At 43.2% G+C, this 13,779-nt stretch carries 17 protein-coding genes; 15 read left to right on the top strand and 2 right to left on the bottom strand.

The genetic code is table 11. The features are described 5' to 3' along the window. Window positions 1-206 precede the first annotated feature (206 nt). The 4 genes from NCCP2222_RS11360 to NCCP2222_RS11345 all read left to right on the top strand — a co-directional run bounded on the left by NCCP2222_RS11360 (window position 207) and on the right by NCCP2222_RS11345 (window position 4,223). Entirely contained in the window at window positions 207-782 is a 576-nt protein-coding gene (locus NCCP2222_RS11360) for a nucleotidyltransferase domain-containing protein (RefSeq protein WP_248512440.1), read from the top strand. Beyond that, window positions 779-1,297, top strand: a complete 519-nt coding sequence (locus NCCP2222_RS11355) for a P-loop NTPase family protein (protein ID WP_248512438.1) — start codon at window positions 779-781, stop codon at window positions 1,295-1,297. Before NCCP2222_RS11360 ends, NCCP2222_RS11355 begins: the two co-directional genes overlap by 4 nt. Window positions 1,298-1,309: 12 nt before the next feature. After that, complete coding sequence (locus NCCP2222_RS11350; RefSeq protein ID WP_248512556.1) at window positions 1,310-1,849, top strand: DUF3267 domain-containing protein; 540 nt, start codon at window positions 1,310-1,312, stop codon at window positions 1,847-1,849. Window positions 1,850-3,191: 1,342 nt separating this feature from the next. After that, window positions 3,192-4,223 carry a CotH kinase family protein gene (locus NCCP2222_RS11345; protein WP_248512437.1) on the top strand — a complete coding sequence of 344 codons (1,032 nt, stop codon included), beginning with the start codon at window positions 3,192-3,194 and terminating at the stop codon, window positions 4,221-4,223. A 153-nt stretch (window positions 4,224-4,376) separates the two neighbouring features. On the opposite strand, the gene NCCP2222_RS11340 is transcribed toward NCCP2222_RS11345, so the two are convergent. After that, window positions 4,377-4,682, bottom strand: a complete 306-nt coding sequence (locus NCCP2222_RS11340) for a winged helix-turn-helix transcriptional regulator (RefSeq protein ID WP_248512436.1) — start codon at window positions 4,680-4,682, stop codon at window positions 4,377-4,379. 102 nt (window positions 4,683-4,784) lie between these two features. Between NCCP2222_RS11340 and NCCP2222_RS11335 the strand changes: the two genes are divergently transcribed. The 10 genes from NCCP2222_RS11335 to NCCP2222_RS11290 all read left to right on the top strand — a co-directional run bounded on the left by NCCP2222_RS11335 (window position 4,785) and on the right by NCCP2222_RS11290 (window position 13,040). Next, window positions 4,785-5,627, top strand: a complete 843-nt coding sequence (locus tag NCCP2222_RS11335; RefSeq protein WP_248512435.1) for a VOC family protein — start codon at window positions 4,785-4,787, stop codon at window positions 5,625-5,627. Window positions 5,628-5,780: 153 nt separating this feature from the next. Then, a complete protein-coding gene (locus NCCP2222_RS11330; protein WP_248512434.1) occupies window positions 5,781-6,569 on the top strand; it encodes a polyphosphate polymerase domain-containing protein in 789 nt (262 codons plus the stop codon). Continuing rightward, entirely contained in the window at window positions 6,538-7,209 is a 672-nt protein-coding gene (locus NCCP2222_RS11325; protein ID WP_248512433.1) for a DUF4956 domain-containing protein, read from the top strand. Before NCCP2222_RS11330 ends, NCCP2222_RS11325 begins: the two co-directional genes overlap by 32 nt. A 128-nt stretch (window positions 7,210-7,337) precedes the next feature. After that, window positions 7,338-7,715, top strand: a complete 378-nt coding sequence (locus NCCP2222_RS11320) for a hypothetical protein (protein ID WP_248512431.1) — start codon at window positions 7,338-7,340, stop codon at window positions 7,713-7,715. Window positions 7,716-8,067: 352 nt separating this feature from the next. Next, entirely contained in the window at window positions 8,068-8,634 is a 567-nt protein-coding gene (locus NCCP2222_RS11315; protein ID WP_248512429.1) for a sigma-70 family RNA polymerase sigma factor, read from the top strand. Further along, the gene (locus tag NCCP2222_RS11310) at window positions 8,631-9,737 is read left to right on the top strand and encodes a DUF4179 domain-containing protein (RefSeq protein WP_248512427.1); all 1,107 of its coding nucleotides are present in this window, start codon (window positions 8,631-8,633) and stop codon (window positions 9,735-9,737) included. Before NCCP2222_RS11315 ends, NCCP2222_RS11310 begins: the two co-directional genes overlap by 4 nt. A gap of 138 nt (window positions 9,738-9,875) precedes the next feature. Then, entirely contained in the window at window positions 9,876-10,955 is a 1,080-nt protein-coding gene (locus NCCP2222_RS11305; protein WP_248512425.1) for an AI-2E family transporter, read from the top strand. A 299-nt stretch (window positions 10,956-11,254) separates the two neighbouring features. Then, window positions 11,255-12,019, top strand: a complete 765-nt coding sequence (locus NCCP2222_RS11300; protein WP_248512423.1) for a DUF4184 family protein — start codon at window positions 11,255-11,257, stop codon at window positions 12,017-12,019. Between the two features lie 79 nt (window positions 12,020-12,098). Then, the gene (locus NCCP2222_RS11295) at window positions 12,099-12,503 is read left to right on the top strand and encodes a hypothetical protein (protein ID WP_248512421.1); all 405 of its coding nucleotides are present in this window, start codon (window positions 12,099-12,101) and stop codon (window positions 12,501-12,503) included. Window positions 12,504-12,542: 39 nt separating this feature from the next. Continuing rightward, complete coding sequence (locus tag NCCP2222_RS11290) at window positions 12,543-13,040, top strand: DUF4871 domain-containing protein (RefSeq protein ID WP_248512418.1); 498 nt, start codon at window positions 12,543-12,545, stop codon at window positions 13,038-13,040. A 24-nt stretch (window positions 13,041-13,064) separates the two neighbouring features. Here the strand turns inward: NCCP2222_RS11290 and NCCP2222_RS11285 are convergent, their stop codons facing one another. Beyond that, window positions 13,065-13,391: a CHY zinc finger protein gene (locus NCCP2222_RS11285; RefSeq protein WP_248512417.1), complete on the bottom strand. Its 327-nt coding sequence runs from the start codon at window positions 13,389-13,391 to the stop codon at window positions 13,065-13,067. A gap of 70 nt (window positions 13,392-13,461) precedes the next feature. Here NCCP2222_RS11285 and NCCP2222_RS11280 point away from each other — a divergent pair, with 70 nt between their 5' ends. Further along, window positions 13,462-13,740: a hypothetical protein gene (locus NCCP2222_RS11280; RefSeq protein ID WP_309295957.1), complete on the top strand. Its 279-nt coding sequence runs from the start codon at window positions 13,462-13,464 to the stop codon at window positions 13,738-13,740. Window positions 13,741-13,779: the final 39 nt, after the last annotated feature.

Below are 13,779 nucleotides of genomic sequence, written 5' to 3'. Positions count from 1 at the left end.
TATTATAGTGCTAGGTTATTTCAACGCTTATCGAAGTGTGGAATCCGGTTTGATTTGTAACTATTGATGTGAAATCTTTTGTAATGAAGCCTGTTACAGTATGATATCTGGTTGTTGAGAGACGAAAAATTCAGTACAATGATGATTCCGATAGAAAGGGGTGGCAAGCTGTCGCCCCTTAGTTGGCTGGTTTGAGGGGGGAGACTGTGCAATTTATTGAAGAAAATAAAAAATGGTTCCAGAGGTACAATCGACCTTGGGGAATTGCAGGCGGGTGGGCGATTGACCTATTTGTCGGCAGAAATACGAGAGATCATTCGGACGTCGAAGTGGCAGTTCTACGGTCGGATCAACACGCACTGAAAACTGTACTTGCCGACTGGTCGTTCCGAAAAGTGGTAAAGGGAAAATTTCAAGAATGGGAGGGGGAACAGCTCGAACTTCCAATCCATGAATTGCATGCAGTACGTAGGGATACGAATGCTGAACTGGAGATTCTCTTAAATGAAATTATCGCTGAAGAGTGGGTGTTTCGCAGAGATCCGACAATTACCTTTCCGGCGTCTTCCTTGTTTCTAAAGACAAAAGAAGGCCTGCCCTATTTACATCCGGCAATTGTGCTACTCTACAAAGCGAAAGGGACAAGGCCAAAAGATACATTGGATTTTCAAAATGCCTACCCTTTGCTGGGAGAGCAGGATAAAAAGTGGCTGTATGACGCTTTGCAAACCCATACGCCAGGCCATGAATGGATTTCCCGAATGGAAGGGGAAATAAAATGAAGCGTGTCATGGTAATCGGTGTTTCAGCGGGTGTCGGTAAATCCACTTTTGCCAGAAGGATCAGCGAAAAGTTGGGGATTGAAGTGACGCATCTGGATCGTCTTTATTGGCAGCCGGGATGGAAGGAAACTCCGGCCGCAGAATTTTCGCAAGCTCAAGAGCAAGTTGTCCAAAGGGAACGGTGGATCATCGAAGGAAACTACACTTCCACGTTTTCTATTCGTGAGCCACATGCAGACACGGTCATATATTTAGAACTTCCACTATATGTATGCCTGTATAGAGTCCTCAAGCGACGTATTCAATTTCATGGCAAAACACGCGATGATTTGACGGAGGGTTGTCCAGAAAAGATTGACTGGCCTTTTCTCCGCTTTATCCTAACGACCTACAGCAGGCGGAAAAAGAAAATGAAAGAGCGCTTGGAGCGTTATACAGCCGAGGGGAAAACAGTCTATTATCTACATTCCTCCAAGCAAATTGAGGAATACTTGAAAAACGCGACTGTACACTAAAGAGAGGGGAAGATTGCTTTCATCATATGGTTTCGTCACTTACCACACATACATATGAATTTGGCAGAATGGACTCCTTTCATTCAAAACGATTGGTATCGAAAACATTATATGAAGTTTGTCTATCTGCTTCAGGTCATCCTATTTTTATTACCGAATTTTTTTGGAGCACAATTCACTCATCAGAAGATCTACTTTCTCATTGCCATAAGCATCCTTGTCTTCATCATCCACGAATGTCTGCACATCTTGGTCGTATACAAAGAAGGGGACATAAGCTTAACATTTAGCGGCATATTTTTTTGGCTGCATACCAATGCCGTTCTATCCAAGCCGAGATTTTGGATATTTATGACCTTGCCCTTTATTGGATTGACGATCGTGCCTGCCGTTTTGTCGTTCTATGTATCGGAGGATTTGAAATCCATCCTATTATTTGTTAGCTGGATCAACGCCATCATTTCCGCTGCAGACATTTATAATTCCGTTTTGATTGCAATTAAACCAAAGAACTCCGTTTTTTGCAGAGGGTACTTCCAAGTAAAATCGTAAAAGAGAAAAAGACCGATTGCGTGATCGGTCTTTTTCTAATAACTCAACTGATTGCGCCTGTAGCGTGAAAATATAAAACTGCAAATCATACCCCAGAGGATAGAAAAGGAAAATTTATTCACAAAATTATCAAGGAGCATCGTAACCACATACCCTTTGATTTTCTGCAAAAACGTAACTTCTGGAGCCCAGCAAATAATTATGCCTAACATAGATGGAATACAGAGACATACATAAGCAAGAATAAAACCGATTAAAAACGATTGGCTATTCAATCTACTCACTCCATATAGTAGCAGTTTTCTTCGTATTCATTTCGTCCTATATCACTACATATGATTATATACTATATTTTCCATATTGTCTTTGAGATGATTAAACACACAAAAAAACCGGAAAGGACAATGTTTCACTCATTTGTCCAATATCCGGATTGGGGGGGCTAAGCAACTTATTATTGCTATGCTTTAAAACTATATAATGATTAAAACCATCGATTGCGACAAGTGGCTCGGTTTCTGCAATTAGGTCGTATGTTGAAGTTTTCATTACTTCTGTTTGTAAGTTGATGATTACTAGAGGTTATACGCCTTCTTGATGTAACTCTGACTCTTCTTCTTTGTCCGCAACATCTTGCTCGAGATGTGACATTCATCCTGCTTGTGCGGCGACGGTTTCGAGAAGTGACGCGCATTCTGCTTGTGCGGCGACGGTTTCGAGAAGTGACGCGCATCCTGCTCGTGCGGCGACGGTTCCGTGAATTGACGCGCATTCTGCTTGTGCGGCGGCGGTTCCGAGAAGTGACGCGCATTCTGCTTGTGCGGCGACGGTTCCGAGAAGTGACGCGCATTCTGCTCGTGCGGCGACGGTTCCGTGAAGTGACACGCATTCTGCTTGTGCGCCGTTGATTCCTGGATGTAGCTCTTACTCTTTGCCCACAGCATCCAAATCGAGATGTGCGACGAACTCGGCTTGTTCTGCGATTTTTTCGAGACGTGCGACGTCGTCTGCTTGTACGGTGCCGGTTACTCGTAGGATCCTGAAACATAAAGTCATTCAATCCCAGTTGATTTGCTCTTCCCATGGCTCTTCGAATTTCTTCCTCAAAAAAGAGTGACATATATCAACACCCCCTTCCCGCTTGGCTGAGGTGAAACACGCAAAAACTATAGCTTTGAACGCATTCCGCCCTCCTATCTACCATACGCTCGTTTTTTGGAGGGAACAGAGTGAAGTGCACACCTTATCATCAATTCAGCATAGAAATGGAATAACGAGCAAAGGAGTGGTGTAGATCGAGAAGTTACAGGAATACCAGCTATTTATTCACCCTCTAGACATCATGGAATTGAGGAGAGATATTTGGATAGATGATTCTGTCCCTGCCAAGCTAACGATTAATGGGAAAAAGTATGAAGTGGATATTGCGTATCGCGGATCCCACATCCGTGATTTCAAAAAGAAATCTTATCAAGTATCCTTCTACAGCCCTCCCAAGTTTCGAAACGCAAAAGTTATTCATTTGAATGCGGAATTTAAGGATCCCTCGTTGTTAAGAAATAAACTATCATTCGACTTCTTTCATGACATCGGCTGCTTGGCGCCTCAAGCTCGTTTTGTTTCCTTAAAACTAAATGGGAAAAACGAAGGTGTCTATTTGGAATTGGAATCAGTGGACGAAAACTTTCTCGCTAATCGAAAGTTGCCGGAAGGGCCAATATTTTATGCGGTGGACGGGGATGCTAATTTTTCATTAGTGAGTGACCTGGATAAGCAAGTAAAAAAATCGCTATTAAAAGGATATGAGCAAATACACGGGACAAAGGAAGATGAGGATTGTTTGCGAGAAACGATTATTCATATCAATACCATTCCACGGGATGAGTTTGAAGGGACTATCATGAAGTATGTGAATATCGATGCTTATTTGCGCTGGCTTGCGGGGGTTGTATGTACACAAAACTTTGATGGTTTTGTTCATAACTATGCGCTGTATCAGCGCAGACAGACGGGTCAATATGAAATCATTCCTTGGGATTACGATGCAACATGGGGCAGGGATGTGAATGGGGAAGAGATGGAAAGTGATTATTTACGTATTGAAGGTTTTAATACATTGACAGCCCGCATCCTCGATTGTAAAACTTTTCGTACCCAATATAAGGACTTGATGGTGAATATCTTACAGAATCAATTTACAGTAGATTATTTAAAACCTAAAATACAAACGATGCATGAGCAGATTCGGCCGCATGTTCAACTCGACCCCTATAAAAAAAGAGGCTTGAATCGCTTTGATCAAGAGCCGGACTATATTCTAAAATTTATCGAAGCTCGATCGGCCTATATCCAAAAAGAATTGCAATTTCTTTAATTGCTTCACGCTTACGAGACTTCACTAGTGGAGTCTTTTTTTTATGTGTCTTTTTAATTTCTTCAATGAGCAGACTGAGAGCAGTTTCTGGTGGGCAAGTACCCGAAACAAACGATTGCGGCCATTTCGGGTACTTCAGTTTAATTATCAAAGTTACATCCACTGCTGCGACCATTCTTCAATTGCCTTCATAATCGGCGTCAAAGCCATCCCTTTTTCTGTTAATGAATATTCAATCCGTACCGGAGTCTCCGGATAGACTGCGCGAATGACAAACCCTTGCTGCTCCAATTCTTTTAATCGCTCGGTTAATGTTTTGCCGTTTACGCCGAGTTTCTCGGTCATCGTACAGAAGCGCTGGGGACCGGCCATCAGCTGGTATAAAATTAAGGCTGTCCACCGCTGGCTCAACAGCCCGACTGCTTTTTCGAATCGAGGGCATAATTCAAATTCATTCATAGGTATGTTCCTTTCCTATAAGTTCTTATCTTGTTGACAATAATAAGTATATCATATAAAGTTAGTTACATAAAGTAAGTAACTTACCTGGAGGAATTGACAATGAACTTTCATATATCACCTTTCACATATACAGGCGAAGTGCATTTATTCGTAACGGATTTGGAACGCTCTCTCAAGTTTTATACGGAGGTCATTGGGTTCAACGTCTTGGAACAGGGGCCAACAAGCATTATCCTCACAGCAGATGGAACGACACCGCTGTTGATCATTGAGCAACCTGAAGGCGTAAAGCCGAAGGAATCCCGCAAATCGGGGTTGTACCATTTTGCACTCCTGCTACCGACGCGTGCAGATCTTGGCAAAGTACTGATTCATTTATCTAACTGCGGCATCCCGCTTGGCGCGTCTGACCATAAAGTGAGTGAAGCTCTCTATTTATCCGACCCGGATGGCAATGGCATCGAAATCTATTGTGACCGGGATCCGGCAGAATGGGAATGGGGCAACGGACTCGTCTCCATGACGACAGATCCACTCGACGCTCAAAGCATTGTGGCAGAAGTGGACGGTCCTTGGGAGGGGCTTCCTGCTGGAACTGTCATGGGGCATATTCACCTGCATGTTGCGGACGTAGAGGAGGCGGAAGCGTTCTACCGGGCGCTCGGCTTCGCGACTGTCAGCCATTACCCGAATGCCGTGTTCATGTCGACGGGCAACTATCACCATCATATCGCCCTGAACACGTGGAATGGCAAGGGGGCGCCGCAGCCTTCAAAAAACAGTGCGGGCTTGCATTCGTTTACGCTCATCTATCCGGACGACCAGACTTTGAATGACGCGGTGAATCAAATTCGTGGGTTGAATAAGGAAGTCAAACAAGCAGGCTCTCATTACGTGACAGCTGATCCATCGGGAACAGGGATGATTCTTCGATTAAAATAAATAGAGGAAAGGCGATTGCTCACCAGCAATCGTTTTTTTATTTCGCCCAACCTTTCTCACCAATCTCTAATCTAGTTCACAGCAAGATCCAATTTGAAAGGATTAGGATAAAAGAACTTAAAAGAGAGGTTGTTGAAAGAAGGAGGCGGTTCCATGGCAATTGAGATTTTCTGCCGCAAGGAACAGAAGTATTTGATTACCCGCAAGCAGTATGAGCAGCTCATTGAGGAGATGGGTCCTCGTATGCGGAATGACAAGAATGGAACGGACGGGCGATATACGGTGACGAGCTTGTATTTCGACAACCGGGAGCATTCCATTTATTACGAGACGAAGAACAAGCTGAAATATCGTCAAAAGCTTCGGCTGCGGGTGTATGACGACGCAACGCTGTCGAGCACTGCGTTTTTTGAAGTGAAGCAGAAGCACAACAAGGTTGTGAATAAAAGACGCTTGCTCATGCCTCTTCAGGAAGCATACCGTTATTTGGGCGAGAAGGACCCAGATCCGGCCGATTATGAATCGACGAATGGCCAAGTGCTAAAGGAAATTGATTATTTCCGGCGTTTCTATCATCTAGAACCGGAAATGGTCGTCAGTTACGATCGGCATGCGCTACATGGAGTTGACAACGCAGATTTGAGAATGACATTCGATTTTAATTTGCGTTGCCGGAAAGAGGATTTAGCCCTGGAGCATGGACCGTACGGCGATCATTTTATTGATCCGGATCTCGTCGTACTTGAAGTGAAGGTGGAGCATAGTGTGCCGCTTTGGCTGGCGCGTATTTTGCAGGGGCTCGAATGTGAGCAGCGGAGCGCTTCGAAGTTTTGCACGAGTACCGAGATGCTGCATGAGGTAGTAGTACCGCAAACAACAAAAGAACAGACAACTATTGGAGGAATGGAAGATGAATCAGATCAACAACTTGTTTTCATTTAACGGAATGGCAGGCGATCATTCCATCTGGATGAGCCTTGTCGCCATGGTATTAGCCACAATTCTTAGCTTGGTCATCACTCAAGTTTACAAGGCAACATTTAACGGAGAACGGTATTCTCAGTCGTTCGTCCATACAATTGTCATGATGAGCGTTGTCGTCTCAGTTGTCATGAACGTCGTCAGTGACAATGCAGGGGTTGCCTTCGGGTTATTCGCCATTTTTTCCTTAATCCGTTTTCGTAGTGCTGTCACGAACGCTAAAGACATCGCATACATATTTTTTGGATTATGCGTCGGTATGACTGCCGGCTTGTATCAATTCGAACTGGCAATCGTCCTTACTTTCTTTGCAAGTCTCGTCTTTTACTTGCTATTCAAGTTTGATTATGGAAAAGGGAAGGACACGCAAATCTTGAAAGTGACCGTTCCGGAGAACCTGAATCATGAGGAGCTGTTTGAGGATATCTTGAACGACATGACAGAGTTCCATCAACTGCGCCAAGTGGAAACGACGAATCTTGGCACAATGATCCTTTATACATTTTCCATCCGCAGCAAAGTGGATACGCGTGACCAAGTGCTGCTCGATGCGATTCGTGAGCGGAATGCTAATTTGAAAGTATCATTATCGTATCTTTAATACCAAGCTCCCGACTTTTGATTACGTCGGGAGTTTTTATGTACGGCTAGCATGGGGTTTATTCCAAATTTATGGTATTATAATAGTTAGAAAATTGTATTATATTTTGGATGGAGAGGTGAAAACGAGTGGGTAAAAAATCCTTAATAGGATTACTACTTCTATTACTCCTAATCGGCTGTTCAACGAAAGCAACATTTACTCCAGAAATGGAGGTGGAGAAACTATTACAAAATTACCTGAAAGCCTTGGAAAATAATGATTTGTCAACCTTAGTTAAACTGTCGGATGACATAAGGTTCCCTGACAAAAAAGAACAGATGAAAGAATACCTGGATATTAATTCTGAAATCTCGGAAACACGAATTATTGGAATTTCAGCCATAAGTCCAACTGAATTTGAAGCAACAATTTCAGTGGTAGATGTTGATGGGGAACTAGAGTTGAAATTTCCTGTTAAGAAGGAAAAAAATAAGTGGAAATTAATTGTGGGACAAAGTTTTTAGACCGAATTAATTGTATAAGATGCTATAAAAACTGCACCTCTAATTAGTCATTAATTGGAGGTGCAGTTTTTATGTCAGAGTGAAGGTTCAATGTCTTATTACTCTTAGGGAGCGAAGCAGACGAAGTGTCCGATCCATGTCTGTGGCAAGGCATCCGACCAGATGGATATCCTGCTGTAGTATCCTGCTTTATGAATCAGTTAACCGAACGGTACGAAAGTGGTGTAAGAGAATGCAGGTTAGTCGTCTTTTCTAGTTCAATTTTGCTTAAAATCAAAAAGCGCGCGAGAAAAAAATTTCTGGTACGTTGTATAGAGTGTAAAGGCTTTTACGACGTTGAAGGAGATTGCATATGAAATCTACGAGTGACAATTTTATTAGGCGACTGAAAAAAGGGAAAGAGGATGCGCTGGAATTTGTCATTGATCAGTATTTGCCTTTGGTAAAAGGGGTTGCACAGAAGGTGCTTGGCCCAGTGGGGAATCAGGGCATGATCGATGAGTGCGTCAATGATATTTTTCTTTCTGTTTGGCATAATGCAAAAAAGTTTGAAGGGGACGGAATTGATTTCAGGAAATGGATTTGCGCAGTCGCAAAGTTCAGGGCGATTGACTATTACCGGAAAGCAACGAACCAAAAGGAAATTTCTTCGGACCAGATGGAGATGAACGCAGAGCGGTCTGTCGAAGAGCAACTGATGGACAAGGAAGACGAGAAGGATTTGATTCGGCTCATCAACCAGCTTGAGCCGATCGATCGGCAGATTTTCATTATGAAGTTCTTTTTAGGATACAAGACGGATGCGATCTCCGAAAAGCTTGGATTAAGCAGGACCGCCATCGACAACCGGGTATACCGCGGCAAAAAGAAGCTTTCGGAAAAAGCGTTGAAATTGAATCCAGGAGGCCATGCATTGTGAAAAATAAATCGATTTATGAGTTGTTATATGAACTAGATCTGGATGATACCGAATTTGAAGAGGTGGACGTGACGGAATTCGACAGGGCGAAAGTGAAAAAAGAGGTGAATCGATTGATTGGAAAAAGAAAAAGGAAAAGCTGGAAGATGAAAGCGGCGGCAGCGGTTGCGGTATGCGGGCTTTCCGTTAAGACGATTGGCTTGGCATTTCCAGCCTATGCAGGGAATATTCCGGTTATCGGCGATATTTTCCGGTTTTTGGACAATGGGAAAACCGGTTTATATGATGACTATCAGGCCTATTCTAGGGCGATCAACATGACGAGGGAAAGCAATGGCGTAAAGATTACATTGAATGATGCAATTTACGATGGGAAAACGGTCTCGTTAACATACACGATTGAATCGGAGAAAGACTTAGGGGACGATCCGTGGATTAATGACTTTCTAGATATAAAGGGAGCCGAAGGGATGGGAGGCTCCAATCAACTGGCGAAAGTGGGAGATCGCCAGTATGTCGGATTAATAACGGGCAGCAACCTCGGGACGAATGAACTTGATACGGTCAAGGTGAAATGGAAAGTGGACGGAATTACAACGGAACAGTCGGATGAGAAAATAAAAGGGCATTGGAATTTTGCACTCACCCTTCAGGCATCAGACAACAATGTGCAGGTCGTCAATCAAAGCGTACAGCAGGGTGGTGTCGAGGTGGAAATTGAAAAGATCACCGTGACGCCAATGTCCTTCATCGTTTATTATGATCAGCTAGTATCGAAAGAAGTAAGTGAAAAATGGCACGGCATGGATGCTGACATTGAAATAAAGGATGATTTGGGCAATATGTATCCGGGCGACATAAATGGCGGCTCTGGAGATATCGAAGGGAATATGAGCTGGAGTAAAACATTCAAAAAATTGGATCCGAAGGCAACGAAACTATACATCACACCTACCGTCAATCTATGGGAATATACGCCTGAAAATCATGGTGGCGTTGAAATTACGAAAGACGGAGAAACGACAATCAGCATTCCGACGAAGGAAGGAAAAGGCCGGGAAGAGTTCACGCTTGAAGAGATTGTCGTGGAACTAAACAAGTAATATAGTAAACGGGAGCAAAGCGATCTCAAGGAGATGCTTTGTTCCCGTTTTTGATTGGAAATGAAACTTCTTTTCGACAGTAGACGTATTAAACCGTATACTTAAACAAAAGAAATAGACGGTAAAGGAAGTGAGACATTGACGAAAAAATTATGGTTCCAAGTAGGAGTGGGCACGCTGCTCGCCATACTGATTATCAAATACTTCATGGAAATTAGCTTTATCTTTGCACCGATCGTCATTATTATTAAAGCGATCATCCTGCCCCTGCTGCTCGGCGGCGTCCTGTATTACATGACGGAACCGATTCAGCGCAAGCTGGAGGAACGAAAGGTGCCCCGGTGGGGAAGTATCCTTATTATCATTGTCGGATTGGTATTGCTACTTTGGGTATTCGTCTCCATTGTCGGGCCGGTTGTGACGAAACAGGTGAATACGCTGGTTGAAAATGCACCGGCATTGACAAAAGAGATCAATGAAATTGGGGAAACGATCTGGGATCAACGGGATGAATTACCACCACAGTTGAAAACCTCACTTGAAAGTGCGGTCAATTCCTTGCAATCGATTGCTGTGAAGTTCGGAAAATGGATTGTCCAATTCCTGCAGTCCTTCTTCCAAGCGGTCTTCCTGTTAATCCTAGTGCCATTCTTCTTCATTTTCATGCTGAAGGACCACGAGAAATTTGCGCCGCGGATTTACAATTTGTTCTCCGGTGAGCGCCGTGAGTGGATTAAAAAGACATTGAGCGATATTGACAACGTATTGCGTTCGTATATCCAAGGCCAATTTTTGATTAGTGCTATCTTGGCGACGCTTATCTTTATCGGCTATAAGCTGATTGGATTGGAATATGCACTCTTGCTGGCCATGTTTGCGCTCTTCATGAATTTGATTCCATTTATTGGGCCTTGGATTGCCGTAGCACCGGCTCTTGTGATCGGCTACTTGGATGATCCTAAAATGGTGATCTGGGTGGGGCTCGTTACACTTATCGCCCAGCAGATCGACAGCAATCTTATTACGCCGAATGTCATGGGCAAAACACTCGACATCCATCCACTCACTGTTATCACTATCATATTGGCGGCTGGTAACATCGCAGGTTTTGTCGGCATTATCGTTGCCATTCCGGTTTACGCCGTCATCAAAGTGATCGTATTGAACATCTACGAACGGCGGAAGGAAATCCGACGGGCGGCTACGAAGAATGTGTAGACAGGGTTTAGGTAGATGCTTCAACCTATTACATTGAACGAATACTGTCTCGAAGATAGACCAATCTTTGCAAACATAGCTTAAAACGTAAGAGCCGTCATAGGATCAGTATTACTGATTTTATGGCGGCTTGTTTTTGTACGTTGGTAAGATAGAGTTACTCGTTGAGAGCTGCTATAAATGCTATGTTCTCAACGAATAATCACTAATACTATTGCTCATCAGAGTCGCATTGAAGGATTATGCTACAATAAAAGTAAGAAATTGTTTATCGCTATTACCATTTAGGAGTGAAATAAATGCCGCTGACCTTCGCTCATCCTGCAGTCATCTTGCCTTTTTCGAGAAAGAGTCAATATGTGAATTTTTTAGCGATGGTTTTGGGGAGCATGTCGCCGGATTTTGAGTATTTTTTGCGTGGCAGGCCGTATGGTGAGATTGGCCATACTTTATGGGGATTTCTAGTTTTTAATCTACCCATTGTGATGATCGTTTATTTGATTTACCAGGCATGTATACACGAAACGTTATTTAGGCATCTGCCTTCGGCTTTGCAGGACACCTATTCTCCAAAAACTAGCTCGACTCGTTTCTTGAAGATTTGCGTCTTTTTCTATTCTGCCTTATTTGGAATGCTCACTCATGTGGTGTGGGATTCTTTCACCCATGCAGGCGGCTTTATGGTGAGGAACTTTTCAATCCTCACGTATCGGGTTCCTGTTTTAGATTTTGAAATTCCAGTCTTTAAGTTCCTTCAACACGGGGGCACGCTGGTTGGCATCTTTGCGATTATCAGCTATCTGTACATTCGGACAGCGAAGTATGGGAGGAGCCTTGACACAGAACCAAAACAAAAATGGCTATATTGGGGTCAAATCGCGTTGTTATCACTACTTTTGTTTGGTTTATGGTATCTCATTGACGCGGTTTCAATTGAGTCCTTTGGCATTATTATTGTACGAATAATCGATTCCGCGTTGATCAGCTTGTTGCTTGTCTCCATAAGTGTTCACCACTTTTATGAGCGGAAGCAAAACCGGCGCTCTTCCCAAGTGCGTGCCTAGTTAAAAAGGTTTTCAAGAGAGAGTGGCGAATAAGTGAAATATAAGAGACTTGTAACGGGAAAATAAAGGGGAATGGGAAATGGAACAATTACAAAAACGATTGAGTGAGTTTACAAAAATGCATGATGACTTCATTGTTTCTTGGAACGACGCAATGAAAACGGGTGACACCTCTCGGCTTGATAGAATGACCGATGACTATTATGTGGCTTTCTTTCAACCCGGCACGAGTCAACCAATAATATTTTCTAAACAACAGTCCATTGATGGCATGAAGCAGTCCGTCAGCCACTTTATCGGTGCAACAAAGAAGTTTGAAAACCGGGTCATCCGACTGAGGGATGCCGAGCAAGCCGTCGTTTTCTATGAAATGCTACTTGTTAAAGATGAAGAAGTCACAGCGAGGCTTTTTACCATCGAAAATTGGGAGCTCATCAACGAAAGATGGATGATAACAAGGGAAACAGAAGAACCGATTCATTGACGTGAAAATAGAAGTTTAAATGAAACGGAGGTATTTAGTATGAATAAAAAAACCAATCTACTATTGATTTCTCTTCTCCTTGCCTTTATCATAGCCGGCTGCACGAAATCATCTGGTGAAACCAAAAATGATGGGGTGACCGACGAGGCAGAGAATAGTGAAGATGCTTGGGAAGAGAGTGCTTTGTTTACGAGCGATAATTTTACCCTGATCGGTGAAGAAGGACGCATAGGTTTCATATATGACGACTCTGAATTATTACGTTTTTATCCGGATAAAGTCCAAAAGTATATGTGGCATTTTTGGGGTGCGGATGATGAACTGGATGGAGATTTGAAAGTAATCGGTACACATGAAAAGGATCAAGATGCCATCGTTGTATTGGAAACAGGTCTTGGTGGACCGAACAATGGAGCGGACCGGCATGCTCCATCGAATATGTCACTGCCGAAAAGTGGCATGTGGAAGTTGGATGCGTACATTGGAGAACAGTTATTTGGCACGGTATTTGTAAAAGTGCATGAGGAGGAGCAGTGACTAAATGCTGCTCCTCCGAACGTTTTATTCAAAATACAGTTCCCAATGCAGTCCGCAGCCAGGGTTGAACTTTGCTGCGCAGTTTGGACACATCGATAGGCAGACTTTATATTCATTTACTGTCAATTCATACCCACACTCGCCGCACAGAACAGCCTTCTCATCGAACTGGTCAGCTGGCCATACAGCTGGATTGCCGCAGCCTGACTCTTCATGGCAATCAAAACAAGGGTAATACGTATCACAGCAATAAAATTTTATGGCGATGATGTCGAGCGGGGAATGATAATGGATACAGCGTGTTTCCGAATCGATACCATTTCCTTTTACAACATGTCCGTGGCACATCATTTTATTTCCTCCTTCATGCATAAAGTGAGTCGACTCGGCTATCCTATGGATAAAAAAGGACTGATGACAAATGATGAACGAATATCCGATCATCCATACGAATATTTGGGACGCCATATGGGCAGTACCGGTTATTTTACTCGTTGTGCTCGCAGCCAAGTGGTTCTTTAAAGTGCCTTCTTCATGGTTATCTACAGTTGCTACCGTGTCTGCCTTGATCCTCTCTATTTTTATAAGTCATCGTGGCAATTTGTCTGCTGGTATTTTTATGGGCTTCTTTTATAGTGCCGCCACGCTCGGTCTTCTATATTCTTTGAAGCATAGTTATTCAGCATATCGGCAAACTTGATTAGATTGGAGACTCTTCTTCTCTTGAGGAGTCTCCATT

This window comes from Sporosarcina sp. NCCP-2222 (assembly GCF_023168145.1).
Lineage (GTDB): Bacteria > Bacillota > Bacilli > Bacillales_A > Planococcaceae > Sporosarcina.
Note: the sequence above shows the minus strand (reverse complement) of the source record. Positions and strands in the feature narration are given on the sequence as shown.

What these genes read in the sequence shown, in the direction of transcription:
- NCCP2222_RS11330 (WP_248512434.1), top strand. Translation starts at nt 5,781, where the DNA reads ATGGCAATTGAGATTTTCTGCCGCAAGGAACAGAAGTATTTGATTACC.
- NCCP2222_RS11290 (WP_248512418.1), top strand. Translation starts at nt 12,543, where the DNA reads ATGAATAAAAAAACCAATCTACTATTGATTTCTCTTCTCCTTGCCTTT.
- NCCP2222_RS11280 (WP_309295957.1), top strand. Translation starts at nt 13,462, where the DNA reads ATGATGAACGAATATCCGATCATCCATACGAATATTTGGGACGCCATA.
- NCCP2222_RS11355 (WP_248512438.1), top strand. Translation starts at nt 779, where the DNA reads ATGAAGCGTGTCATGGTAATCGGTGTTTCAGCGGGTGTCGGTAAATCC.
- NCCP2222_RS11300 (WP_248512423.1), top strand. Translation starts at nt 11,255, where the DNA reads ATGCCGCTGACCTTCGCTCATCCTGCAGTCATCTTGCCTTTTTCGAGA.
- NCCP2222_RS11315 (WP_248512429.1), top strand. Translation starts at nt 8,068, where the DNA reads ATGAAATCTACGAGTGACAATTTTATTAGGCGACTGAAAAAAGGGAAA.
- NCCP2222_RS11325 (WP_248512433.1), top strand. Translation starts at nt 6,538, where the DNA reads ATGAATCAGATCAACAACTTGTTTTCATTTAACGGAATGGCAGGCGAT.
- NCCP2222_RS11285 (WP_248512417.1), bottom strand. Translation starts at nt 13,391, where the DNA reads ATGATGTGCCACGGACATGTTGTAAAAGGAAATGGTATCGATTCGGAA.
- NCCP2222_RS11295 (WP_248512421.1), top strand. Translation starts at nt 12,099, where the DNA reads ATGGAACAATTACAAAAACGATTGAGTGAGTTTACAAAAATGCATGAT.
- NCCP2222_RS11340 (WP_248512436.1), bottom strand. Translation starts at nt 4,682, where the DNA reads ATGAATGAATTTGAATTATGCCCTCGATTCGAAAAAGCAGTCGGGCTG.
- NCCP2222_RS11345 (WP_248512437.1), top strand. Translation starts at nt 3,192, where the DNA reads ATGGAATTGAGGAGAGATATTTGGATAGATGATTCTGTCCCTGCCAAG.
- NCCP2222_RS11335 (WP_248512435.1), top strand. Translation starts at nt 4,785, where the DNA reads ATGAACTTTCATATATCACCTTTCACATATACAGGCGAAGTGCATTTA.